The sequence below is a fragment of the Kribbella sp. ALI-6-A genome (assembly GCF_001984195.1).
Classification (GTDB): Bacteria; Actinomycetota; Actinomycetes; order Propionibacteriales; family Kribbellaceae; genus Kribbella.
Genome location: NZ_MTQN01000012.1, coordinates 299430 through 322427 on the forward strand (window position 1 = coordinate 299430; position 22998 = coordinate 322427).

The 22998-nt window shown below is 69.1% G+C and carries 24 protein-coding genes and 1 tRNA gene; 15 read left to right on the forward strand and 10 right to left on the reverse strand.

Annotated elements, in window-relative coordinates; translation table 11 throughout:
• The first annotated feature begins 81 nt into the window (after positions 1–81).
• Genes BWI15_RS28075 through BWI15_RS28090 form a run of 4 tightly spaced genes read left to right on the forward strand, consistent with a single transcriptional unit; the run spans position 82 to position 4322 of the window.
• Entirely contained in the window at positions 82–1119 is a 1038-nt protein-coding gene (locus tag BWI15_RS28075) for an alpha/beta hydrolase (RefSeq protein ID WP_077017567.1), read from the forward strand.
• A 10-nt stretch (positions 1120–1129) separates the two neighbouring features.
• Complete coding sequence (locus BWI15_RS28080; protein WP_143465892.1) at positions 1130–2260, forward strand: MFS transporter; 1131 nt, start codon at positions 1130–1132, stop codon at positions 2258–2260.
• 51 nt (positions 2261–2311) lie between these two features.
• Positions 2312–3058 (forward strand): esterase family protein, encoded by a 747-nt coding sequence (locus tag BWI15_RS28085; RefSeq protein WP_077017569.1) that lies wholly within the window; start codon positions 2312–2314, stop codon positions 3056–3058.
• Between the two features lie 28 nt (positions 3059–3086).
• Positions 3087–4322 (forward strand): ATP-grasp domain-containing protein, encoded by a 1236-nt coding sequence (locus tag BWI15_RS28090; protein WP_077017570.1) that lies wholly within the window; start codon positions 3087–3089, stop codon positions 4320–4322.
• Here the strand turns inward: BWI15_RS28090 and BWI15_RS28095 are convergent.
• Both BWI15_RS28095 and BWI15_RS28100 read right to left on the reverse strand, forming a co-directional pair.
• Complete coding sequence (locus BWI15_RS28095; protein ID WP_077017571.1) at positions 4303–5070, reverse strand: class I SAM-dependent methyltransferase; 768 nt, start codon at positions 5068–5070, stop codon at positions 4303–4305. The genes BWI15_RS28090 and BWI15_RS28095 overlap by 20 nt on opposite strands.
• Positions 5071–5073: 3 nt before the next feature.
• Positions 5074–5469 carry an ArsR/SmtB family transcription factor gene (locus tag BWI15_RS28100; protein ID WP_237771493.1) on the reverse strand — a complete coding sequence of 132 codons (396 nt, stop codon included), beginning with the start codon at positions 5467–5469 and terminating at the stop codon, positions 5074–5076.
• 61 nt (positions 5470–5530) lie between these two features.
• Between BWI15_RS28100 and BWI15_RS28105 the strand changes: the two genes are divergently transcribed.
• Entirely contained in the window at positions 5531–6400 is an 870-nt protein-coding gene (locus tag BWI15_RS28105; protein ID WP_077017573.1) for an amidohydrolase family protein, read from the forward strand.
• On the opposite strand, the gene BWI15_RS28110 is transcribed toward BWI15_RS28105, so the two are convergent.
• A complete protein-coding gene (locus BWI15_RS28110) occupies positions 6380–7171 on the reverse strand; it encodes an epoxide hydrolase N-terminal domain-containing protein (RefSeq protein ID WP_077017574.1) in 792 nt (263 codons plus the stop codon). The genes BWI15_RS28105 and BWI15_RS28110 overlap by 21 nt on opposite strands.
• 300 nt (positions 7172–7471) lie before the next feature.
• Between BWI15_RS28110 and BWI15_RS28115 the strand changes: the two genes are divergently transcribed.
• On the forward strand, positions 7472–9289 hold the full coding sequence (locus BWI15_RS28115; protein WP_077017575.1) for a glycoside hydrolase family 2 protein: 1818 nt from the start codon (positions 7472–7474) through the stop codon (positions 9287–9289).
• A 60-nt stretch (positions 9290–9349) separates the two neighbouring features.
• Here the strand turns inward: BWI15_RS28115 and BWI15_RS28120 are convergent, their stop codons facing one another.
• Positions 9350–10402, reverse strand: a complete 1053-nt coding sequence (locus BWI15_RS28120) for a YeiH family protein (protein ID WP_237771494.1) — start codon at positions 10400–10402, stop codon at positions 9350–9352.
• 98 nt (positions 10403–10500) lie between these two features.
• Between BWI15_RS28120 and BWI15_RS28125 the strand changes: the two genes are divergently transcribed.
• Entirely contained in the window at positions 10501–11274 is a 774-nt protein-coding gene (locus tag BWI15_RS28125) for a GntR family transcriptional regulator (RefSeq protein ID WP_077017577.1), read from the forward strand.
• A 51-nt stretch (positions 11275–11325) separates the two neighbouring features.
• On the opposite strand, the gene BWI15_RS28130 is transcribed toward BWI15_RS28125, so the two are convergent.
• Positions 11326–12249, reverse strand: a complete 924-nt coding sequence (locus BWI15_RS28130; protein ID WP_077017578.1) for an MBL fold metallo-hydrolase — start codon at positions 12247–12249, stop codon at positions 11326–11328.
• A 116-nt stretch (positions 12250–12365) separates the two neighbouring features.
• Between BWI15_RS28130 and BWI15_RS28135 the strand changes: the two genes are divergently transcribed.
• Together BWI15_RS28135 and BWI15_RS28140 are read left to right on the forward strand one after the other, a co-directional pair.
• Positions 12366–13241 carry a LysR family transcriptional regulator gene (locus tag BWI15_RS28135; protein WP_077017579.1) on the forward strand — a complete coding sequence of 292 codons (876 nt, stop codon included), beginning with the start codon at positions 12366–12368 and terminating at the stop codon, positions 13239–13241.
• The gene (locus BWI15_RS28140) at positions 13238–14110 is read left to right on the forward strand and encodes a serine hydrolase (protein WP_077017580.1); all 873 of its coding nucleotides are present in this window, start codon (positions 13238–13240) and stop codon (positions 14108–14110) included. Before BWI15_RS28135 ends, BWI15_RS28140 begins: the two co-directional genes overlap by 4 nt.
• A 7-nt stretch (positions 14111–14117) precedes the next feature.
• Here BWI15_RS28140 and BWI15_RS28145 read toward each other — a convergent pair whose 3' ends face one another.
• The gene (locus BWI15_RS28145) at positions 14118–14513 is read right to left on the reverse strand and encodes a RidA family protein (RefSeq protein ID WP_237771495.1); all 396 of its coding nucleotides are present in this window, start codon (positions 14511–14513) and stop codon (positions 14118–14120) included.
• A gap of 124 nt (positions 14514–14637) precedes the next feature.
• Here BWI15_RS28145 and BWI15_RS28150 point away from each other — a divergent pair, with 124 nt between their 5' ends.
• Positions 14638–15447 carry an arylamine N-acetyltransferase family protein gene (locus BWI15_RS28150; RefSeq protein ID WP_077017582.1) on the forward strand — a complete coding sequence of 270 codons (810 nt, stop codon included), beginning with the start codon at positions 14638–14640 and terminating at the stop codon, positions 15445–15447.
• On the opposite strand, the gene BWI15_RS28155 is transcribed toward BWI15_RS28150, so the two are convergent.
• Positions 15407–16042, reverse strand: a complete 636-nt coding sequence (locus BWI15_RS28155; protein ID WP_083751071.1) for a flavin reductase family protein — start codon at positions 16040–16042, stop codon at positions 15407–15409. The two genes, BWI15_RS28150 and BWI15_RS28155, sit on opposite strands and share 41 nt — an antisense overlap.
• Positions 16043–16107: 65 nt before the next feature.
• Between BWI15_RS28155 and BWI15_RS28160 the strand changes: the two genes are divergently transcribed.
• A complete protein-coding gene (locus BWI15_RS28160) occupies positions 16108–16812 on the forward strand; it encodes an ArsR/SmtB family transcription factor (protein ID WP_237771496.1) in 705 nt (234 codons plus the stop codon).
• A gap of 63 nt (positions 16813–16875) precedes the next feature.
• Positions 16876–17115: a hypothetical protein gene (locus BWI15_RS28165; RefSeq protein WP_077017585.1), complete on the forward strand. Its 240-nt coding sequence runs from the start codon at positions 16876–16878 to the stop codon at positions 17113–17115.
• A 211-nt stretch (positions 17116–17326) separates the two neighbouring features.
• On the opposite strand, the gene BWI15_RS28170 is transcribed toward BWI15_RS28165, so the two are convergent.
• The 3 genes from BWI15_RS28170 to BWI15_RS28180 form a co-directional block, all read right to left on the reverse strand.
• Positions 17327–18001 carry a GAF and ANTAR domain-containing protein gene (locus tag BWI15_RS28170; RefSeq protein WP_083751072.1) on the reverse strand — a complete coding sequence of 225 codons (675 nt, stop codon included), beginning with the start codon at positions 17999–18001 and terminating at the stop codon, positions 17327–17329.
• A gap of 303 nt (positions 18002–18304) precedes the next feature.
• Positions 18305–18967: an anti-sigma factor family protein gene (locus tag BWI15_RS28175; RefSeq protein WP_077017586.1), complete on the reverse strand. Its 663-nt coding sequence runs from the start codon at positions 18965–18967 to the stop codon at positions 18305–18307.
• Positions 18964–19473 (reverse strand): sigma-70 family RNA polymerase sigma factor, encoded by a 510-nt coding sequence (locus BWI15_RS28180; RefSeq protein ID WP_077019355.1) that lies wholly within the window; start codon positions 19471–19473, stop codon positions 18964–18966. The genes BWI15_RS28175 and BWI15_RS28180 overlap by 4 nt, the downstream gene beginning before the upstream one ends.
• A 137-nt stretch (positions 19474–19610) precedes the next feature.
• Between BWI15_RS28180 and BWI15_RS28185 the strand changes: the two genes are divergently transcribed.
• The 3 genes from BWI15_RS28185 to BWI15_RS28195 all read left to right on the forward strand — a co-directional run bounded on the left by BWI15_RS28185 (position 19611) and on the right by BWI15_RS28195 (position 22562).
• Positions 19611–19683, forward strand: a tRNA-Lys gene (locus BWI15_RS28185).
• Between the two features lie 113 nt (positions 19684–19796).
• Entirely contained in the window at positions 19797–21284 is a 1488-nt protein-coding gene (locus tag BWI15_RS28190; protein ID WP_077017587.1) for a tyrosine-type recombinase/integrase, read from the forward strand.
• A gap of 288 nt (positions 21285–21572) precedes the next feature.
• A complete protein-coding gene (locus tag BWI15_RS28195) occupies positions 21573–22562 on the forward strand; it encodes a hypothetical protein (protein ID WP_143465894.1) in 990 nt (329 codons plus the stop codon).
• Positions 22563–22998: the final 436 nt, after the last annotated feature.

Sequence of the window (22998 nt, forward strand, 5' to 3'; positions counted from 1 at the left end):
AACTGGCTGTCAGTGATTCCCGATGCATCGGTTTGGCGGCGGGATTGCCGGGTTCCGGGCAGCGACCCGTACCGTGGTCTGATGCCTGACGAGGTGAAGAGCGCGGTCGAAGGGGCCGAGGTGGTGTTCCGCCTCGCCGACCCCGAGCACACGCTGCCCGGCGTACGGCTCTGGGAGGAGCTCGGGCTGGCGGCTGAGCACCTGGAGTTCAAGCCGGTCGAGTACGGCTGGGAGCTACGGCTGCCGCGTCCCTCGGTGCATCGCATGGAGTACCTGTTCGACGTGGCCGACGAGGGGATGCGGACCGATCCGACCAACCCGCGCGTGGTCGGCGGCGCGTTCGGCGAGCACTCCTGGCTGCCGCTGCCCGGGTACGTCGAGCCCGCGTGGATCGCGGTCGAGCCGATCCCCGGCGTACCGGCGCCGGTCCCGGTGGAGACCTCGCCGGTCGGACCGGTCGACGTCCAGGTCTGGTCCCCGGAAGGCATCGCCCCGTCGTTCGAGCTGCCGCTGCTGCTGGCGCACGACGGCCCCGAGTTCGCGCTGTACGCCGGCCTCACGCACTACGCCGGCGCGATGGTGGCCCAGGGCACGCTTCCGCCGTTCCGGCTGGCGCTGGTCCGGCCGGGCTCGCGCAATCTCTGGTACGCCGCCAACCCGGCGTACGCGGAGGCGCTGACCGGCCACGTCCTGCCCGCGATCACCACGCAGTTCCGGAGCAAGCAGCCGGTCCTGATGGGCGCGAGCCTCGGCGCCCTCGCCGCCCTGTACGCCGAGTGGCGCCATCCGGGCACCTTCGCCGGGCTCTTTCTCCAGTCGGGTTCGTTCTTCACGCCGACCACGGATCCGCAGGAGTCCGGCTTCGAGTACTACGCCGAGGTCACCGCCTTCGTGAACGAGGTGCTCGCGGCCACCTCCGCGCCCAGCACCCCGCAGATCGCGATGACCTCCGGGACGCCCGAGGAGAACGTGCACAACAACCGCGTGATGGCCGCCCACCTGGCCACGCTCGGCCTCGACGTCGACTTCACCGAAACCCCCGACATGCACAACTTCACCGCTTGGCGCGACGTGCTCGACCCGACGCTGACCGACTTGCTGAACCGCGTCTGGGCCTAAGCTCGAGCGGGTGCTCAGGACACTCGCTGGATTCACCGCGTTCGGTCTTTTCTGGGGCGCCTGGGGTGCGGTTTTGCCCGCGGTCCGCGCCGAGGCGGGCGTCAGCGACGCGCAACTCGGCGGCGCCCTGCTGATGGTCGGACTCGGTGCACTCGTCTCGATGCGCTTCACCGGCTACCTGATCGACCGGTACGGCGGTGTGGTGCTGCCGGTGGTCGTCGTCCTGTTCGGCGCCTGTGGAGTGCTGCCCGCCTTCGCGGGCTCGGCGGTCTCGCTGGGCGCGGCGCTCTTCTTGCTGGGCGTCACGTCCGGCGCCACCGACGTCGCGATCAACGCGACCGGCACAGCAGCCGAGGCCGACACCAGCAAGCCGCTGATGAACCTGGCCCACGGCCTGTTCTCGATCGCCGTGGTGGTCTCCAGCCTCGGCACCGCCGGGCTGCGCTCGGCCGGCGCGGGGGCCTTGCTCGTGCTGGGCGGTGTGTTCGCGGTGATCGTGCTGATCGCCGTCCTGCTGCTGTTCCCCGGCTCAGGGCAGTCGGTTGCAGTCCGGCCGACCGACAAGCCGAAGCGGCGGCTGGAACCTGCACTGCTCGTCTTCGGCGGCCTCTGCGCCCTCGCGTACGTCGTGGAGAACGCCTGGCAGAGCTGGAGCGCCGTACACCTCGACACCTCGCTCGGCGCGGCCCCTGGTCTCGCATCGAGCGCACCAGCGGTCTTCGCCGCCGCTGCCGCGACCGGGCGGATCAGCGGCAACGCCCTGCTCGCCCGACTCCGTCCGGCGCAGCTACTGGTTGCCGGAGGCGCCGTTGCCGCGGTCGGCTCGCTGCTGGCCGCCACAGCGGGCAACCCCTGGGTGGCACTGGTCGGCATCGGCATCGCAGGCCTCGGTACGTCGGTCTGCGCGCCGACGATCATCAGCATGGCCGGTGCCTGGGCCGGGCCCGAGGGACGAGCCGGTGCGATCTCCACCGTCACCACGATCGCCTACCTGGGCTTCCTGCTCGGCCCGGCCGCGGTCGGCGCCGCCTCCAGCGTCTGGTCGTTGCCCACCGCCCTGGCCGGGGTCGCCGTACTCGCTGTGGTCGTGGCGGCCCTCGGGCCCGTGGCGGGACGCGCGGCGACCAGACAACGAACGTAAGAACATGCAAGGGTTACCGGCAGGACACTAGCCACGAAGGAGTGAGGCCGCGTGGACCGTGAACAGGTGGAGCTGGACGCGCCGGGGCTCGACCGGCCCGGCACGCTGATCCGCTACGGCCACTACGGGCGGCCGATGCTGGTGTTCCCCAGCGAGCAGGGACGGGCCTGGGACTACGAGAACAACGGGATGGTCGGCGCCGTCGCGGACCTGATCGAAGCGGGCCGGGTCAAGCTGTACTGCGTCGACTCCTTCGACCACGTCAGCTGGTCGGACCGCGGCATCCCGCTGGAGGAGCGGGCGAGCAGGCACCGCCTGTACGAGTCGTGGATCCTCGATCAGGTGGTGCCGGCGATCGGCCGGGACACTCCGGGCGCCTCCGACATCATCACCACCGGCTGCAGCCTGGGCGCCTTCCACGCGCTGAACTTCGCGCTCAAGCGGGCCGACCTGTTCCCGATCGCGATCTGCCAGTCCGGCAACTACGACGCGTCCAGCTGGCATGCCTGGGGCGATCGCGGCGACGCGACGTACTTCAGCAACCCGGCCGACTACCTGCCGAACCTGAACGGCGATCACCTGGAGTGGCTGCGCAACCGGGTGTTCCTGCTGCTCACCGTCGGGCAGGGCGACTGGGAGACCCACCCGACCGGTTCGCTGCCGTCGGCGCGCGCGACGGCCGCACTGCTGGCCGCCAAGGGCATCCCGCACGAGCTCGATCTGTGGGGACACGACGTCGCGCACGACTGGCCGTGGTGGCGCAAGCAACTCGCGCACCACTTGCCCCGCTTCTGCTGACCATCGTTTCGTTCTTGGGAGTTTGACCGTGGCTGACCGCTCACAGCATCTGATCGGGTTGTTGCTCGGCGCCGAGGAGGACTGGCCGCAGGCGTTCGAGGCGTTGCTGCGCCGGGTCGGGCCGATCGAGGCCGGCGGCCGGACCCACGAGTTCGGCACCGAGCGGCTGACGATCGAGCCGTTCGACCTGACCGACCCGGTCCGCGTCGGCCTGGTGATCGACCGGCTGGCGTACTGGTACTACCACCCGCGCGAGTGGCTGAAGAAGGCCGCGCTGATGAACGGCACGTACCTGCTGAACTCGCCGTTCACCTTCCAGTCGATGGAGAAGCACTCGGCGTACTGCGCGATGCTGCGGCTCGGGCTGAAGATCCCGCGCACGGTGCTGGTGCCGTACAAGAACCCGGTCGACAACGTGCGCTGGGCCTACACCTCGGCGCGCTACAACAAGCCGTTCGATCTGGACGCGATCGCCGACGACCTCGGCTACCCGATGTACATGAAGCCGTTCGACGGCGGTGGCTGGCGCGGGGTGTCGCGGATCAACAACCGAGACGACCTGCACGCGGCCTACGACGAGTCCGGCGAGATGCTGATGCACCTGCAGGCCACGGTCGAGTACGACAAGTTCGCCCGGGCGCTGTCGATCGGCGCCGAGACGATGGTGATGGACTTCCAGCCCGACGAGCCGATGCACAACCGGTACGCCGTCTCGCACGACTTCCTCAGCCCGTCGGCCGGCCACCAGGCGGTCGCGATCAGCCGGATCGTGAACGCCTTCTTCGGCTGGGAGTTCAACTCCTGCGAGATGCTGGTCAAGGGCGATTCGGTGCACCCGATCGACTACGCCAACGCCTGCCCCGACGTGGCGATCACCTCGCTGCACTACTACTTCCCGTGGGCGATCGGCGCACTGGTGAAGTGGTCGGTCTACTCGCTGGCCACCGGCCGGCGGACCAAGGTCGACCTGCACACCGAGCGCTACTTCGCGATCGCCGACGACGACTCGCTCGACTACGACGCCAAGATCAACGCCTACCTGGCGCTGGCCGACGAGTACTTCGAGACCGCCAAGTACCACGAGTGGTGCGCCGAGAACCTGCCGCATTTCAACGAGCAACTGGTCGAGTGGGCCGCCGGTCCCGACTTCGACCGCATCCTGACCGAGACGGTCGCGGCCACCTATCCCGCCCACGAGCAGGAGAAGTTCCTGGCTCACTTCCGCGGCCTGACCGGCCTGTGGGTCAGCGACCAGTCGCGGTGATCAGCCGGGCCGCCGGGTGGTGGGTCCACTCACCTTCCGGCGCCCGCTCCAGGAAGCGGCGGCGGATCTCGTCGACGAAGGCGTCGCCGCGGGCGATCGCGGTCGCCCGCATCGGCCCGGACCGGGAGTACGCGTCGAAGAACGTCGCGGCGTCGGCGTAGCTGATTCCGAACACCGCCGGCTCGTCACGGTCGAGCGCGTCGCCCAGCACGCCGGCTAAGTCCGGCTCGGGGTTGGCCGGCTCGGGGTCGGCCGGGCCGGGGCTGAGCAGGTCCCGCATGAGGGCGAAAGGCCCGTCCTGCTCGACGGTCGAGGGCCAGAAGACCACCGACAACCGCCCGCCCGGGCGCAGTGCGTCGTACCAGGAGCTGATTGCTTGCGCCGGCTCCGGGAGTTGCTGCAGACCGAAAACCGATACGACGGCGGCACACGCTCCACGCCACTTGGCGTCGAGCACTGCCGCGTCACCCACGATCGCTTGTGCCTGGTCGCGGCCGTCGATTCGCTCGTGCGCGAGTTCCACCATCCCCGGCGACAGGTCGATCCCGACGATCTCGCGGTCGGGGAAGCGCTCCAGCAACAGCTCGAGCTCCGGAAAGGTGCCGCAGCACGGCACGAGGACAGGACCGGGCGGCAGCTCGTCCACCGCCGCGACGGCCGCCTCCACCCACGGCCGGAACCGCGGGACCCAGAACTTCTCGTACCCGGCGGCGGCGTCGTCCCAGGCTCGGGCCAATTGCTCGTTCATTTCTCACCTCTCCAGCGCGACCAGGATCGCGAGTAGCGCGCCCACTCGGGCCGGGGGGACGGCGAAGACGCCGCGGCTGGGTGTGTGCAGCCAGCCCTCGGCCGTCAGGTGCCGCAGGTGGTGGTAGATCTGCCCGCTCGTGCCGAGGCCCTCGACCTCGCTGAGCGCGCTGACCGTCGTTCGTCCGCGCAGGATCTCGCGGAGCAGCGTGAGCCGGACCGGGTGCCCAAGCGCCGCCAGTGCCGACGCTCGCGCGGTCCAGTCCGTTTCCAGGATGGCGTCAGCCGGGTCCACGTCGTTGCTCGGCCCCGACCGTTGCGGTGGATCCAGCCGGGCGGACTCCAGCGCGGCGACCCGCCGCTCCAGCTCCGCGAGCCGGTTATCCACAGATTCTTCCACACTGTGGATAGTACGTAGCTACGTAGCTTCCACCAAGCGTCAGCGTGTCTAGAGTGTTCGAATGCGTGACGACGAGGTGCCTGGCTGGTGGCAGCGACTGGGACTCGACGGTCTGGTGGACGTGCACGTCCACTTCTTGCCCGACCCGGTGATGAACGCGGTCTGGGCGTACTTCGACCAGGCTGAGCAGCACTACGGCGTCGCCTGGCCGGTCCAGTACCGGACTCCGGCCGCTGAACGGGTCCAGACCCTGCGAGCGCTCGGCGTACGCCGGTTCTCCGCGCTGGTCTACCCACACAAGCCCGGCATGGCGGCCTGGCTGAACAGCTGGGCGCGGGACTTCGCCGCCGCGACCCCCGACTGTGTCCCGAGCGGGACGTTCTACCCAGAGCCCGGCGCCGCGCAGTACGTGAAGGAGGCGCTGGAGCTCGGCACGCGGATCTTCAAGGTGCACGTCCAGGTCGGCGACTACGACCCGCGCGACGAGGAGCTCGACGCGGTCTGGGGCGCACTGGCCGAGGCCGGCGTACCGGTGGTGGTGCACTGCGGGTCCGGGCCGATCCCAGGACGCCACACCGGTCCCGGCCCGTTCGGCGAAGTGCTGCGCAAGCACCCGCGGCTCACGGCCGTCATCGCGCACCTCGGCATGCCGGAGTACGCCGAACACCTGGCCCTCGCGGAGACCTATCCCAACGTGCACCTGGACACGACGATGGCGCTGACGCCGTTCACCGAGTCACTGGCGCCGTACCCGCGTGAGCTGCGGCCGCGGATGGCCGCTCTGCAGGACAGGGTCGTGCTCGGCTCGGACTTCCCCAACATCCCGTACGAGTACGCCGTCCAGCTGGAAGCCCTGGAACGCCTGGACCTGGGCGACGACTGGCTGCGCGCTGTCTGTTGGGAGAACGGCCTACGGCTCCTCGACGGGTAGCTGCGAGGCGAACCAGGCCAGCGTGAGCCCGGTGAGCAGGGCGTCGCGGTCGATCTCCAGACTGACCAGCTGCGCATTCCAGGCGAGCAGTGCGGTGCTCAGCACCAGCGCGGAGATCTGCTGACCCTGGTGGAACGCCGTGAGGTTCTCGTTGAACCAGCGGACCTCCGCCAGCTCCGCAGCGTCCAGCCCGCGCTGCTGCGCCACCGCCTCCGACACCGCCGTGTACGCCGGGGTGGCGCCGAGCCCCTCGCGGTCGTCGCCGACCTGGTAGTCCTCGTAGCCCAAGCGGCGCATCAGCTCGTCCCAGCCCGCTGCCGCGCGGCTGCTCGGCGAACCGCCGGCAGGGCCGGTCAGAGCGGTCCAGGCGATCGACGGGATGACCAGATGATGAGTACCGGCGGCCTGCAAGGGCAGGGCGGCGTCCAGCACGTCCATCACTCCGCTCGGCCAGGCATGCGTCAGCAGAGCGGGCCGAGCCGCCGGATTCGGGGACCGCAGGTGCAGGAAGTGGACGAACTGGCCGGCGATCTCGGTGCCGTAGTGGTGGTAGGCGCTCAGCCGGGTCTCGTGCACGCGCCAGTCGTAGCCGCCGAGCCAGTAGTCGAGCAGCTCGTCGGCGTACGCGGCCGGCACCACCCGGTCCAGGCCCGCGGCGATGTAGCCACCTCCGTCGCGGAACGCGCGAAGCCGGTCGTACAGCGCGTCGAGGTCGGCCTGCGGCACCCGCAGCCGCAACTCCCGGACCTCGGCGGTGCGCTCAGTTCCCACCCATCGACCTCTCCCTCTCCCCGCTTCCACAGCCCTGCTCACCAGCATGACGCCACAGGCCGTCGGTTTGTTGGGCCCGGCCCGTTCTTGCCTCTTCTGACAAAGAACGATCCGGCGCCGAAAGGGTTGCACGCTCGGCCTGACAGGTTGCTGACACCGCGTGCTGGCGCAAACCGTTGACAACGTTGCCCGGTCGTGCGCCGGGCCGCTGTTCACCTGGTGTCCAAGCCGTTGCCGCGCCTATTCCATCGTTGTAAAGTCGTCGGCGACCTGACCGGCACATCCCACGGGAGCCCCTCGATGCCCAGCAGTTCGCCCCGCCCCGAGCACCCCCGGCCACAGTTCGTCCGCCCCCACTGGCTCAACCTCAACGGCGAGTGGCAGTTCGAGGCGGACAAGTCCGACTCCGGACTCGAGCGCGGCCTGCGCGACCGCGAGCTCGAGCGCCGGATCCTCGTTCCGTTCGCCCCGGAGTCCGAGTTGTCCGGGATCGAGGACGTCGACTTCTCCGAGGCCGTCTGGTACCGGACGACCGTGACGATTCCGGCCGACTGGACCGGTCTCGACGCGGTCCTGCACTTCCAGGCCGTCGACCACGACGCCACCGTCTGGGTGAACGGCGTCGAGGTGGTCCGCCACCGCGGCGGCTTCACGCCGTTCAGCGCCAACCTGGCCGGTGTCGCCGGACCGGGCGAGGAGGCGCTGATCGTGGTCCGCGCCCGCGACAGCCGGTACGGCCCGCAGGCGCGCGGCAAGCAGAGCACGCTGTACTTCAACCGCGACTGCCACTACACCCGGACCACCGGCATCTGGCAGACCGTCTGGCTGGAGGCCGTGCCGCCGGTCCACCTCGGGCGGCCGCGGATCACCCCGGACGTCGCCGGCTCGGCCTTCCACCTGGCCGTCCCGGTGTCGGCGAACAAGCCCGGCTGGAAGGTCCGCGCCGTGCTGTCCGACGGCGACGGCGAGATCGTCACCGCCGAGGTGCGCGCCGACCTGGACCTGGCACCGCGCCTGGTGCTCGCCGTACCGGCTGAGCGGGTCCGGCTCTGGGACACCACCGACCCGCACCTGTACGACCTCCGGCTGGAGCTGGTCGACGCCGACGGCACCGTGGTCGACCAGGCCACCAGCTACGCCGGCCTGCGGTCGGTCTCGATCAATGGCAAGGCCGTGCTGATCAACGGCAAGCACGTCTTCCAGCGGCTCGTGCTGGACCAGGGCTACTGGCCGGAGAGCCTGATGACCGCTCCCTCCGAGGAGGCGCTGGTCGCGGACATCGAGCTGAGCCTGGCGGCCGGCTTCAACGGCGCCCGGCTGCACCAGAAGGTGTTCGAGGAGCGGTTCCTCTACCACGCGGACCGGATGGGCTACCTGGTCTGGGGCGAGTTCGGGGACTGGGGCGCGGGAGTCGCCGACGGCACCCAGCAGGACAACCAGCAGCCGACGGCGTCGTTCGTGACGCAGTGGCTGGAGGCGGTCGAGCGGGACTACAGCCACCCGTCGATCATCGGCTGGTGCCCGCTGAACGAGACCCACCAGCTGCTGCACGACCGGATCACCCAGCTGGACGACGTGACGCGGGCGATGTTCCTGGCCACCAAGGCGGCCGACACCAGCCGGCCGGTGCTGGACGCCTCCGGCTACTCGCACCGCGTGCCGGAGACCGACATCTGGGACTCGCACAACTACGAGCAGGACCCGGTCGAGTTCGGCAAGCAGATGGCCGGGCTGGCCGACAACGCGCCGTACGGGAACACCGGCGGAGCCGACGACCGGCCGATCTCGCAGCCGTACAACGGGCAGCCGTACTTCTGCAGCGAGTTCGGTGGCATCTGGTGGAACCCGGACGCGATCCAGCTCGCCGGTGACAACCGGGCCGAGTCGTGGGGCTACGGCCAGCGGGTGCGGGACGAGGCGGAGTTCTACGAGCGCTTCACCGGGCTGGTCGACGTACTGCTCGACGACCCGCTGATGTTCGGCTACTGCTACACGCAGCTGACCGACGTCTTCCAGGAGGAGAACGGCATCTACCGCTTCGACCGCTCGACCAAGCTGGACGTCGAGCGGATCCGCAAGGCGCAGGTCCGGCCGGCGGCGTACGAGCAGCAGGACTGATCGCCGGTAGGTTCTTGATCCCCGCTGTGCTGAGCGGGGATCAAGAACCTACGGTGCTTTTCAGAGCGTGCCGGTCGCCAGTTGCAGCCCGAGGCTGCCGAGAGTCACGCAGACCCACAGGATCGCGCCGAGCAGCAGGGGCCGGGGCCCGGCCTTGCGCAGCTCCCCCACGCGTAACGACAGCCCGATCGCGACCAGCGCGCTGGTGATCAGGAAGGTGCCGACCAGCGCGAGGTCGGCCTGCCGCTCGTCCGGCACCAGGCCCGCGGTCCGCAACCCGGCCGCCACGAGGAATCCGACGAGGAACAGCGGAAGCATCCGCCGCCAGGGAAGTTTGCGTCGCGAGGGGGTCTTCACGGCATCACGCCGGGACTTGAGAACAACCAACCCGATCACGATCGGCACCAGCATCAGCGACCGCGTCAGCTTCACGACCAGCGCATGATCCCCCGCCTGCTGGCTGTACGCGTAGCCCGCGGCAACCACCGACGACGTGTCGTTCACCGCCGTACCGGCCCACAGCCCGAACGCTTCCGGCCCGAGCCCCATCAGATGCCCGAGCGGCGGAAAAGCCAGCACCGCCACGACGTTGAACGTGAAGATCGTCGCCAGCGCATAGGCGACCGACGACTTCTTCGCCTCGATCGCCGCCGTCGTCGCCGCGATCGCGGACGCGCCGCAGATCGCCGTACCGACGCCGATCAGGATCTGCGTGTCACCCCGCACCCCGAGCAACCGCCCGAACAGCCACGCTCCCCCGAGCGCGATCGCCAGTGTCCCGAGCATCACCGGCAGGGACCCGACGCCGACCTTCGCGACCTGCTGCAGCGACAGTCCGGTCCCCAGGACGACGATCGACACCTGCAGCAGGAACTTCGACGCGAACTCGTACCCCGGCCGGGACCACTCACCGCGCAACACCGGCACCGCCGAGCCGACCAGAACGCCCAGCACCAGCCCGAACACCGGACCGCCGACGACGGGGACCAGCCGGCCGAGCGGCACAGCGGCCATCGCGAGCGCGAGCACCACCAGCAACCCCGGCAAGCGCTCGACGAAAGCAGGTTTCGCCGCCGCCTGCGACGACGCCGGTGACCTAACCTCGACCTGCACGCCGGAACCCCTCGCTCTTAAATGTACGCACATTTAAGCTAAGAGATGACCGGACATTTGGCAAGCCGTCATCGCGACGGCTCGACAGGAAGGCGCCGATGACCGAGCGCAGGCTCCAGCGCGGCGGCGGCCGCCCGCTGTGGAAGCAGCTCCAGGAGGAGCTGGTCCGCCGGCTGCGCGCCGGGGAGTTCGACGACGTCTTCCCCGGCGAGCTCGCGCTGGTGGAGGACTACCAGGTCAGCCGCCACACCGTCCGCCAGGCGCTCAGCCAGCTCCGCGCCGACGGCCTGATCGTGGCCGAACGCGGCCGCCAGCCGCGCGTCGCGACCGCCCCGGAGATCCGCCAGCCGATGGGCGCCCTCTACAGCTTGTTCTCCTCGGTCGAGGCGTCCGGCCTGACCCAGCACAGCGTCGTCCGCGCGCTCGACATCCGCGCCGACGGCGTGATCGCCAGCCGGCTCGACCTGGAGGCGTCGATCCCGCTCGTTTATCTCGAACGCGTCCGGTTCGCCGGTGACGAACCGCTCGCCCTCGACCGCGTCTGGCTTCCCGCCGCCGTCGCCGAAAGCCTGCTCGACGCCGACTTCAGCCACACCAGCCTGTACGCCGAGCTGGCGGCCCGCACCGGCCTCCGTCTCGACCACGGCCGCGAGGACATCCGCGCCGTCAACCCCACCCCGGCCGAGCGAGCCCTGCTGCACTGCCCCGCCGGAGCCGCGGTCTTCTCCATCAACCGCCTCGCCCATGCCCAGGGCCGTCCGCTCGAGTGGCGGCACACCGTCGTCCGGGGCGACCGTTTCGCGCTGGCCGCCGAGTTCTCGGCCCACCAGGGCTACCGGCTCACCTCGGCGACCGGCAGCAACCTGGCCTGACCGGTTCACGCCGGGCGCGTTGGCCGCTGGGACGCGCCCGGCGTGAAGCTTCTACAAGGTGATCGACTGCAGGTGATCCACGGTCCGGAACTCGGCGCCAGAAGCAACTACTGACGCCCGCAGCTTTGCCAACCCACCCCAGTCGACCGCCGGCTCGTCGAGCGGTTCGTCGAAGTCGTCCCAGTGCGTCGCGATCACCAGCGGCACCGGTTTCAGCGTGGCCAGCAGGCGATCGGTCACGCCGGGCTCCCCGCCAGGAGCCGCCAGCACGACGTCCACCTGCAAGTCCTTCATCGCCACCGGATCGAACCCGGCCGTGCTCAGGCTGAGGATCCGCAGCCCACCGATCGTGATCACGTACGCGAGCGTGCCGCCCTCGACCAGATCGGCGATCGTCCGCGGCTTGGCCGGTACGGCGCCCGGCCGCGTCCCCGGGAACGCGAACTGGTGCCGCGCCCCGCCACATGAGTGCAGCGAGCGGAACACCTCGATCGTGAATCCGCTGAACGGCAGGTACTCACCCCCGACCACCTGCGACAGCTGGTCTTCCGGCGCCCGCAACGCCCGTAGCAGGTTGAGATGCGTCTCGTTGCCGAACACCGTCGCCTTCGTCCGCCGGGCGACGTACGGGACGTCGGGCAGGTGGTCGTAGTGCCCGTGATGCACGAGGATCGCGTCGGCCTTGGTCACGTACTTGTCGATCACGCTCGGCTTGCTGACGATCCGCGTCGACGCGTCGGCACCCTCCGGCGCGTAGGTCCCGGTGCGGAACCGGGTCAGCCACGGATCGGTGAGCACGACCGAGTCCCCACACCGGATCTGCCACGCGTGATTGCCCCACCAGGTCAGCTCCACCGGCTGCCGTTCGGCCGCCCGCTCGTCCGCTGTCGCCGCCCGTAGTCCGGCCGCACTGCCGGCAACACCCACCGCCGCGACCGCGGCGCCTCTGAGAACGCCTCTCCGGCTCACTGTCATCCCTAGGTCTCCTCACCTCGACTGCCTTCAGTCAAAGCTAGGGACCGAGACGATGTCGAATATGCTCTTACACATGATCCGATTGCCTGCACATATCAGCCCAGGTCAGCCGAGTCATGCTCACTGAACGACACCTGCAAATCTTTGTGGCGCTCGCCGACGAGCAGCACTTCGGCGACGCGGCCCGGGTCATCGGGATCACCCAGCCACCGCTCTCCCAGGGCCTGCGCCGCTTGGAGGCCCTGGTCGGCGCCAAGCTCTTCGAACGCGGACCCGGCCGAGTGCAGCTCACTCCTGCCGGCGCGGCGCTGCTGCCGTACGCCCGACGCGCTCTGGGCTCGCTGGAGGAGTTCCATCACGCTGCCGGCGCTCAGGACCCAGAGGGCCCCGAGCTACGTCTTGGCCTCACTCCAGAGGTCCCACCCGCTCTTGGTGCTGCCGTAGCCGCTGCACTGCCAAGTGGCCGAGTCACAGTCGTCACTGCTCCGACCAGCCAGCTCCTGCCGCAGCTGACCTCGACGCGCTTGCACCTGGCCGTCGTACTCCACCCTGCTGTGCTGGACGGGTTGGAGGCCGGGCCGATCACTCTCCTGCCGACCGAAGCCCTCGTACCGACCACGTTGCACCCGGACGACGGCGTACCGCTGACGTTGCGCGAGCTGGACGGGCTGCCGATCGCCGTACGGCCGCGCGCTGAAGCACCGGCCGCCAGAGACCTCGTGCTGGACACGCTGGATCTGCACCGGCCCACCGGCGGCACTGTCGTCGTCACTGACGAGCGGGCAGCCCTGGCCATGGCCGCTGCGGGCCAGGCCATCGTCGTGACACCCGACTCCTCACTTCACGCGGCCGGACTCGGCCGCCACCCGATCGTCGATGACCCACTGCCGGTCCGGCTCCGACTCGTCTGGCCCGCCGCCCGTACGCCGTCCGCCCTGCTGCCCGACGCCCTGCACCGGATCGCCCGCGCCTTGGCGGAGCCGAGCTCGTGAACGCCCAGCTCCGCGGCATCTTCGACGACGCCGGCGCCCGCGGCTGGCTGCACGCGACCTCGCTCGACCGGCCCGACGAGGCGATCGCCCTGGACGCCGACCACGTCGTACCGATGGCGTCGGTGTACAAACTCCCGCTGGTGATCGCGTTCGCCGAACTGGTCGACCGCGGCGAGCTGGACCCGCGAGAGCCCATCACGCTCCGGCCGGAAGATCGTACGCCCGGCCCCACCGGCCTTTCGATCTTCAGCGACCCGGTCACGATGTCCCTGCGCGACCTGGCCGCGTCGACGATGACCCTGTCCGACAACGCCGCCGCCGACGCGCTGCTGGAGATCGTCGGGCTCGACCGCGTCGCGGACTTCCTCCGGCGTCAAGGCCTCGCTGACACCCGGATCCGGCGCGGCACGGCCGGCAACCTGCGCGAGCTGGTACGCCGTACGCGGGCCGACGACGCCGACGCCGCACTCGCCGTCCTGGCGGACAACGACACCACCGACCCGTCCGGCGTCTACGAGGCCGCCAACGCCTCGGCGACCACCGCGCGGGACATGACGACGCTGCTGCGAGCGCTCTGGTCCGGCGAGTTGCTGTCCCCGGACCAGACCGCCTTCGTGCAACGGCTGATGTCCCTCCAGATCTTCACCCAACGGATCGCGTCGGCGTTCCCGCACGACGCCGTCCGCGTCTACGGCAAGACCGGGACCTTCGGCGCGCTGCGCCACGAGGTCGGCGTCGTCGAACTGCCCGGCGGCCCGACCGTCGCGGTCGCCGTGTTCACCCGGGCCGCGCGCGCCGACCGGCGCCTGCCGCGGGTCGACGCGGCGATCGGCCAGGCCACCCGGTACGCCGTCGACCGCCTGCGCTGATCCGGTCTCAGTCGGTCACCACGGCGTACGCCTCGACCTCGAGCAGCAGCTCGGGACGGAAGAGCCCGACCACCTGGACCGCCGTACTGGCCGGTGGGTTCGCGGTGTCGACGTGCTCGTCGCGGGCCACCCGGACGGCGGGCAGGATCGCCAGGTCGGTGACGTAGAAGTTGAGCTTGACCACGTCGGCGAAGGTAGCGCCGGCCGCGGCCAGGCAGGCGTCCAGGTTCGCGAACACCTGCCGCGCCTGCGCCGCCGGATCCCCCGCACCGACGACCTCTCCCGCGGCGTCGAGCGCGACCTGCCCGGCGATCGCGACCCACCGCCCGGTGCCGGTCACGACATGGCTGTACCCGTTGCCTGCGGCAACACCCTGCGGCGTCGGATAGGAAAGCTGACTCACAAGACTCCTCCTGAGATCTGACCGGGCCTCCATCCTGCCACCGTCGCGAACCATGGCTCGAAATCATCGGCGGCACCTGGTCTCCGCGCCGGCCTTTGACTTCAAGTGCACTCGAACTGCTGAGATGTCGATCATGAACGACTGGGGCATCGAGCGGCTCGACCTGGCCGCGTACCTGAACCGCGTCGGCCGGACCGGCGCGCAACTCGACGTATCGGCCAAGACGCTGCAGGACCTGCACGCGGCGCACGTCCGGGCCATCCCGTTCGAGAACGTCGACGTCATTCTGGGCACGCATCCCGGCCTGGAGCTCGACGTCGTCCAGGCCAAGCTGGTCGGGCGGCAACGCGGGGGCTACTGCTACGAGCACGCGCTGCTGTTCGCCGCCGTACTGGAAACACTGGGCTTCGAGGTCGAGCGCCGGGTCGCCAGGGTCCAGCCGCATCTGTCCGGGCCGCGGACCCACATGAACCTGCTGGTCCGGGTGGACGGGGAGGAGTGGCTCGCCGACGTCGGCTTCGGTGCCGGCGTCCTGCACCCGATGCCGCTGGAAGACGGAGCGATCGTCGACCAGGGCGGCTGGGATCACCGGCTGACGCAGGACGGCCGGACCTGGACGCTGTCGAAGCGGACTCCGGACGGCTGGGAGCCGCAGCACGCGACGACCGACGAACCGCAGCGCCTGATCGACTACGAGGTCTACCACCACTACGTCGCGACCCACCCGCGTTCGCCGTTCTCGCACAAGCTCGTGGTGATGCGCCTCGACGACGGCGTCAGCCGCCGCCTGGTCGGCACCGACCTCACCACCGAGTACGCCGACGGCCGGACCGAGCACCGCACGCTCGCCGCCGACGAGCTCGGCGAGGCACTGGCCGCGCTCGACGTCGTCCTCAACGACGAGGAGCTGGACCGGCTGCAACTGCGGCGCTAGGCGTTTCCGTCCGGAAGCTCTCCCCTAGCTGCTCACCGAGCCCGAAGTAGTGGCGGAAGTTGTAGATCAGCGGGGACCAGGCCCGGGGATCGACGTACGACGTACCCGGTACGACGATCTCCGCGGCCGCGTGCACCCGGAGCACCGTCGCCTGCACGACGAGAAAGTTGCCGCCGGCATCCAGCTCGGCTCGGACGGCGACGGCCTCGAACTGGAGTGGGCACTCGGCCACCCTCGGCGGCGCGACCAGCTCGGACGCCTGCGCGGTCAGGCCGGCCGCCTCGAACTTGCGCGGCTCGTGGCGAAAGCGGTCGCGCTTGTGCTCCGGCACGGGATCGCTTCCGGTCAGGGCGGCCAGTCGCTCGACGGCTCGCCACTGCGCGGGCGACGGGTAGTTGACGACCAGTTCGGGCCGGCTGCGCAGGTTCGTCCCGGTCCGGCCGTCGGGGCCGAGGCCGAGCACGACGACGTCGCCGAGCGCCCACGCCGACGACATCGGCGCCAGGTTGCAGGTGCCGTCACCGTTGTCGGTGCTGAGCAGCGCGACCGGCGTACCGGCGTACAGGATGGAGGGCTCGATGGTGAGATGCGTCATGCCGGCGAAACTAGGACCGGAAGACTTCGGTCCCGGCCGAACCGAGCGTGAGGCACGATGGGTGGGTGACATCGACCGAAGGGCAGGAGCTCGCCACCTGGGCCCGGATGCTGGCCGACGGCACCCGCGCCACCGTCTGCCTCGCGCTGCTGGACGGCCGCGCGTGGACCGCGACGGAACTCGCCATGCTGGCCGGAGTCTCCCGCCCGACGATCAGTGAGCACCTGAATCTGCTGGTCGAAGGCGGCCTGCTGGCCGAGGTCCGCCAGGGCCGCCACCGGTACGTCGAACTGGCCGGGCCGGAGACCGCGCAGCTGCTGGAGGGACTGTCCGCGCTGGCTCCCCGGCGTACGGAGATCGCGAACAGCCTCAAGGCCGTCAGCCGCCGCGACGCCTTCGCGCGCGCCCGCACCTGCTACGACCACCTGGCCGGCCGGCTCGGTGTCGCCGTCATCGACACGATGACCGAGCGCGGACTGCTCGACTGGTCCGACGGGCTCGCGTTGACCCCCGACGGGACACGCTGGCTGGAGGATCTCGGAGTCGTGGTCAAGACCGGGCGCGGCCGGCCGCTCGTTCGCCCCTGCCTCGACGTGACCGAGCGCCGTCCCCACCTGGCGGGCGCGGTCGGCTCGGCCTTGTGCCGGCACGCGCTGGAGCAGGGCTGGGTCCGGCGGATCCCCGGCGGACGCGCCCTGAAGGCGACGGAATCGCTGACCGCTCTCGGCCTGCCCACCGGTGTGGTCCGGGAGCTGGCATCCAACCGGTGAGATTCTTGCCCGGGAACACGCACTCGGCGCGCACATGTCGGCGGGAGCGCCTAGCCTTCGGCCATGACTGGAATCGAGCCCGACACCGAGCTGGTGTCCCGCCTCCCACTGCCCAGCCATGTCATCGTCGAGGTCGACGGCGCCTGGCGCCGCGCTTGGCTGATCGGCCGGGAGCACGAGGACGCGGGATGGACCGGCATGGTGCAGTACGAGGGCGACGACGGCGTCGAGCGGACCGAGCGGCTTCCGGCCGACCGGATCGCGGCGCCGGAGCCGGACCGACCGACTGAGCCAGCGTCGTAGGAGGAACGACCACAACGAGGCCCCCGGGGAGACTTCCTCGGGGGCCTTGCTGTGTAACGGCCTGTTTCGGGGCGCCTCGCGCGAAAGCGGATCTCGCCCCAGGCCCTTCGGGCGGTTGACCTGGGGCGAGAGCCAGCGTTACACCCTCTGTATCGGTGGCGCCACGGCCGGTGTTACACGCGTCAGCGACTTTTTCTGCGCCGGCAGCTGGTCAGGACAGTTTGCGGGTCGCGATCAGCCGCTGGGCGACGTCGCGCAGCTTGACGTTGTTGTCCTGGGAGTACCGGCGCAGGACGGCGAACGCCTGCTCGTCGGTCAGGTCGAAGCGTTCCATCAGGATCCCCTGCGCCTGGCCGATCAGCTTGCGGGCATCGATCGCCTGCCACAGCGTCGACTCGCTCCGGGCGTTGGAGACGGCGACCGCCGCGTGGTCGGCGAACACCTGCGCGATCACGTCGTCGTTGGGGTCGAAGCGGTCGGTCTCCCGGTCGTACAGGTTCAGCACGCCGACCGTCGTGGTCGGCGTCCGGAGCCGGACGCTGAGCACGCTGCGCAGCCCGACGTCGGCGATCCCGTCCGCCCAGCGCGGCCAGCGCGGATCCTCGGGCACGCGTCCGCTGACCACGCTCTTCTCGACCTGGACGACGCTGAAGCTCGGGCCCTCGCCGGTCTCCATCTGTACCCGGTCGGCTTCCTCGACCAGCGCGTCGGTCGCGGTCGCCGACTCCAGCCGGCCGCCGCGGTGCACCAGCAGCAGGCTGGCGTGAGTGGTACCGATCCGGGGCAGCACGAACTCCAGGAACCGTTCGGCTGTCTGTTCCACATCGGGCTGCTCGTGCAGGACCTGGGCCATCCGGGCCAGCTCCTGGGCGAACTCGTCGCTCACCGCGCCCCCGCGCCCAAAGGCAGGGAGTCTGATCTCACCGGCTGCGTCCTCAGAGGTCGAAAGTCACCGCTGGCGGCATGCTGCGCCACCGGCTGACTTCCCAACCGCGATGAACTTTAACACCGACCGGACGCGCTTCCACGCGCCTCCCACCCGGGCAGCAGGCGACCCCGGTGCGTCGGGTCTGAACACCGGGGCCTGGAACGACTTGCCTCTCGAGCGACTTGCCCTTCCTGGCCATCAGGTGCCCCATCCGGCACCCCCCATGCGCTTTCGGACTGCCGGACTGCTCACACCCGGTTCTCAGAAGTGCACGGCGAGCAGGATCCGGCCTGTCTCCGAGCTGCGGATGTCGAGCGCGCGGATCTCGCTGCGGTGCAGCTTCGTGGTCGCGGCCGGGCGGACCGTCGTACCGGGTGAGGCGGTCCAGCTGGCGATCAGCGTCGACTTGCCGGACCGGTCGGTGACGAACAGCTCGTAGCCGCGGGCGCGTTCGCTCGGGGTCGCCAGGTCGTCGTACCGGCAGCTGATCTCGATCGTCGTCCCCCACCGCTCCTCGACCAGCCGGGCGTCGGCGCTCAGCTTGCTGGCGACGGTCTGCGCCAGTACGACGTAGTCCCCCTCCGGCTCCTCACGGGCCAGGGGGACCGCCACCACCGCGCCGATCGCCGCAGCCGTGGCCGCTGTCGCCGCAACGATCCCGGCGAGCCGGAACCGCTGCCTGCGCCGATCACGCTCAGCGGCCTTGACCAGGCCGGGCAGCAGATTCGGCGGGCTGGGGTCGAGCGTGGCCAGCGCCTGATCCTTCGGCAGCATCCACAGAGCCTCGGGAACACCCTCCAGCGACGCCAGCTCGGCCGAGCATTCCTTGCACGTCCGCAGGTGGTCCTCGTAGGCGCGCCGCTCCTCGGCGGACAACGCGCCGAGCAGGTAGGCCGCGTCCCACTCCCGGTACGGGTCACTCATCCCTGCGTCACCCCCCTCTCCTGCAGCGCGAGCTTCAACGCCCGCATCCCGTAGTGCAGCCGCGACTTCACCGTGCCCGGCGGAATCCCGAGCTCCTTGGCGATGTCCGTCACCGTCCGCCGGCCGTAGTACGCCCGGACGATCACCTGCCGGTGGTCCTCCGACAGCTGCGCCAGCGAGTCCGCCACCAGCCACGCGTCCAGTACGGCGTTCGCATGATCAGCACTCGGCCGCTCCGGCAGGTCGCCACTGGCCACCTCCCGGTTGACCCGAGCACTCCGCCGATCGTCGATCACCAGATTCCGCGCCACCGTGAACAACCAGGCCCGCGCCCCCGCCTCGTCCTCACTCAGAATCTGCGGCCGCCGCCAAGCCCGCAACAACGTCTCCTGCACCACGTCCTCGGCCAGCCGGTCGTCCCCCGTCAACCGCACCACGAACCGCCACAACGAGGAAGCATGCACATCATGCAACTCCCGCAAAAGCGCCGCCCGATCCTCACCCATCGGCACTCCCGCCCCGTCCGTCGCGACCCGTCCCACCCAGCATCCACCAGCCCACCCAAGAGGCTACTTCCCCCGGCCCCTTACCAGATCCAGTTGGCCACCCACCCCCCACACCTGCCACACTGTTCCCCACGCCAGGGCCTCTAGCTCAACTGGCAGAGCAGCGGACTTTTAATCCGCGGGTTGTGGGTTCGAGTCCCACGGGGCCTACTCATTTAGATCCCTTTGAAATAAGGGCCTTTGTAGCCGACTGACGCGCTACGTTAGGTCAAGCGGCACGACTCGTGGGATCAAATATGGTGCGAGCCTCTACAATCGATGCCATGGCAAAGGCTTCGAAGCGGCGTCAGCGTGCGCGCGGCTACGTCGAGGAGCTGCCCAGCGGCGCACTCCGGGTCGTGGTCTACGCCGGCATCGATCCGGTCACGAAACGCCGTCACTACCTCCGCGAGACCATGCCGGCCAACACGCCGAAGGCTGCCGAGGAGGCCGAGAGAGCTATCCGGCGGCTGCAGACCCAGGTCGATGAACGGCGGCAACCCCGGACGAACGCGAGCCTGAGCCAACTGATCGAGCGGCATCTGAAAATCGCCGAGCTAGACGAGACCACTCTGCGGACCTACCGCGGGTACGTCCGCAACCACCTCGATCCGCTCATCGGGCACGTCAAGGTCGGCGCTGTCGACGCCGATGTGCTCGACTCCTACTACGCCGAACTCCGTCGCTGCCGCCGTCACTGCGACCGACGGCCGTTCATAGAACACCGCACCAAGACCGCTCACGAGTGCGACCACCGATGCCGTCCTCATGAGTGCCGGCCACTCGGCGCATCCACCATTCGCCAGATCCACTTCATCCTGAGCGGCGCCTTCCGCCAGGCAGTCCGATGGAAGTGGATATCGGTCAGCCCAATGCCCACCGGCAAGCCCCCATCCGCGCCGAGGCCCAATCCCCGTCCTCCGACGGCCGACGAGGCCGCCCGGATTCTGAACGAGGCCTTCAACGACCCGGCGTGGGGGACCTTCGTCTGGCTTGCGATGGTCACCGGCGCCCGGCGCGGCGAACTGTGCGGCCTGCGCTGGTCCAAGGTCGAACTCGACCAGGGCGCCATCGTCATCGACACCAGCGTGGCCCAAAACAGCGGCAAGAAGTGGCTCAAGGACACCAAGACTCATCAGCACCGCCGCCTGACGCTGGACACCGGGACTGTCGCTCTCCTGCGCGAGCACCGGGCGGCCTGCGACGAAACCGCCACCAAACTGAAGACGAAACTCGGGCCTGATGCGTTCGTGTTCTCCCTTGCTCCAGACAACAGCGAGCACCTCATCCCCGACAGTGTGTCGCAGCGATACAGCAAAATGGCGGCTCGGCTGGACATCGATACCCACCTACACAACCTTCGCCACTACTCCGCTACGGAACTCATCGCCGCTGGGGTCGACATCCGAACCGTCGCTGGCCGCCTCGGCCATGGAGGCGGGGGCACTACCACGCTTCGCGTTTACACCGCGTTCGTCTCGGAGGCTGACCAACGAGCCGCTTCGGCGCTTTTCGAGCGTCTCCCGACCCGCCCGCAACCGCTCGGTGGGCGCGAACGGATCCTGAGCGACCCGCACGCACCCTACGAGGCGATCGCGGCCAAGCTATGCGCAGCGATCGAGTCCGGCCTGCTGCCGGAAGGCAGCATCCTGCCGACTACGAAGCAACTTGCCCAGCAACACGGGGTCTCAGAGGGAACCATCCGGCGCGCTCTCGACCTGTTGCGGGCCTGGAATCGCCTCGACGAATCCCGCCGGCTAAGGACCACCTGATAGCTACCGGCTCTTTGGTGCGCCAAAGTCGTGTCGCGTCCCCGCCGGAGTTGGCCACCACGCCAGCCTTCTAATCCCCAGATGCATGCTAGCCCGAACCTGCATCCCGGCCAGGCGTGGTGAGTGACTCACACTGGCAAACTGAAGGTGCTTCTGGCGGTGGTAGCTGCCGCCGTTGGGGTACGACTGGGAAAACAGCGCATCGCGCGCCGTTCGTAGTGCGGCGGCCGGCCAACCTGAATCCGCAGGCTGACTATAAGCGGTTGCCACGGCTGGGAGACTTGATCGGTGACGAAGAACGTAAGCTGGGCAGTGGTCGACAACGGTCTAGACTTCTTGGAACGTGCCGTTGGCGAGCTGGCTGAGAGTCCGCCGGACAACAAGTACGCGGCGCTTCACCTCTGCAGTGCGATCGAAGTCCTGATCAAGGCGCGCCTCATCCGCGAGCACTGGACACTGGCCTGTTCAAAGCCGGACGGAGCGACTCAGGCGAGCTTCGCGGCCGGTGATGTGGTGACTGTCGACCCGATGCAAGGTCTGAAGAGGCTTCAGAGCGTCGTCGGCCTGACCATCTCTGGCCAGCAGACGAGCAATGTGGACTCAGTCAGGCGTCTGCGGAACAGAGCGGCACACTTCGCATTCGTCCACGAGGATGAGATCGCGGTTCGCACTGTGTTGGGTCGCGGCCTCGATTTTGCACTGTGGTTCCTTGGCAATCACATCCGCCCAGGTGCGCCCGGCGACGAGGCTGAAGCGATTGACCAGGTCATGGATGACATCACCGGGGCGCTTACAGCGATCAAGGGTTTCGTCAAGGAGCGTTTAGAGTCGCTTGCCGGCGACCTAGAAGCCGCCGGTGTTCTCCTAGCCTGCCCACGCTGCGAGCAGGCGACGCTAACGATGCCTGAGGGCGAAGCGCCCAAGTGCCTCTTCTGCTTTTGGGCTTCGATCGGCGAAGGTGGTGCAGACGAGTACGTCTCATCGGTCCTGAGCTATTCCCATTACCAAGTGATCAAAGACGGGGGCACCTGGCCAGTCCACTCGTGCCTGAACTGCGGTGACCGTGCGTTGGTCCACGGCATCGAGGTCCTGAAGGACTCCGGCAAGGCCCTGGCCGACCTGCACGACCCATATCTTCCTCCTGTGTTCGGGTGCTTTTCTTGCAGCTATCTCGGCACTCGGCTGGACCTCGACGAGTGCGGATCGTGCGGAGAGTTCACCGACTCGGGCATGTCAGTGTGCAGCGACTGCTTTGAGTACGCGGTGTCAGGGGACTGACCTTCAATCGGCATCCCGGTTGAACGTGCGGTAGCGCCCGCGCACCCGCAGCACTCGGGAACGCAATTGGCGTGTCAGGAGCGGCGGAGCACGTTAGATGCACCTGAACGTCAGGTGACGAGGTCCGAACCGGCGCGACCTGTCTGAGAGTTTGCGTCAGCACAGGACGGTTGGCGGCGTGGCATCGTGAACGTCGGACTAACGAGCGTCTCATTACGAGGAGGACGCTCAGCGTCGCATCCGCTCTCTACCAGCGCTTTCGTTCACATGGCATCCCGCACGAAGCCCTGGATTCGTCATAGGTCTCCAGGATTTCGCACCACGACCCGCACATGCGGGATAGCCCACCAGGGCGACTCGACCTAGTCGTTTGGCGGGTTGCTGGGCAGCCAGCTGACGAAGGTGTCAACGTCATTCGCGCGTCGGGGGTCAGAAC

Excerpts from the sequence above, each read along its gene's own strand:
- BWI15_RS28075 (WP_077017567.1), top strand. The coding sequence starts at position 82 with ATGCCTGACGAGGTGAAGAGCGCGGTCGAAGGGGCCGAGGTGGTGTTC.
- BWI15_RS28095 (WP_077017571.1), bottom strand. The coding sequence starts at position 5,070 with ATGAACGAGCAATTGGCCCGAGCCTGGGACGACGCCGCCGCCGGGTAC.
- BWI15_RS28105 (WP_077017573.1), top strand. The coding sequence starts at position 5,531 with ATGCGTGACGACGAGGTGCCTGGCTGGTGGCAGCGACTGGGACTCGAC.
- BWI15_RS28115 (WP_077017575.1), top strand. The coding sequence starts at position 7,472 with ATGCCCAGCAGTTCGCCCCGCCCCGAGCACCCCCGGCCACAGTTCGTC.
- BWI15_RS28125 (WP_077017577.1), top strand. The coding sequence starts at position 10,501 with ATGACCGAGCGCAGGCTCCAGCGCGGCGGCGGCCGCCCGCTGTGGAAG.
- BWI15_RS28130 (WP_077017578.1), bottom strand. The coding sequence starts at position 12,249 with ATGACAGTGAGCCGGAGAGGCGTTCTCAGAGGCGCCGCGGTCGCGGCG.
- BWI15_RS28135 (WP_077017579.1), top strand. The coding sequence starts at position 12,366 with ATGCTCACTGAACGACACCTGCAAATCTTTGTGGCGCTCGCCGACGAG.
- BWI15_RS28150 (WP_077017582.1), top strand. The coding sequence starts at position 14,638 with ATGTCGATCATGAACGACTGGGGCATCGAGCGGCTCGACCTGGCCGCG.
- BWI15_RS28155 (WP_083751071.1), bottom strand. The coding sequence starts at position 16,042 with ATGACGCATCTCACCATCGAGCCCTCCATCCTGTACGCCGGTACGCCG.
- BWI15_RS28165 (WP_077017585.1), top strand. The coding sequence starts at position 16,876 with ATGACTGGAATCGAGCCCGACACCGAGCTGGTGTCCCGCCTCCCACTG.
- BWI15_RS28175 (WP_077017586.1), bottom strand. The coding sequence starts at position 18,967 with ATGAGTGACCCGTACCGGGAGTGGGACGCGGCCTACCTGCTCGGCGCG.
- BWI15_RS28180 (WP_077019355.1), bottom strand. The coding sequence starts at position 19,473 with ATGGGTGAGGATCGGGCGGCGCTTTTGCGGGAGTTGCATGATGTGCAT.
- BWI15_RS28190 (WP_077017587.1), top strand. The coding sequence starts at position 19,797 with ATGGCAAAGGCTTCGAAGCGGCGTCAGCGTGCGCGCGGCTACGTCGAG.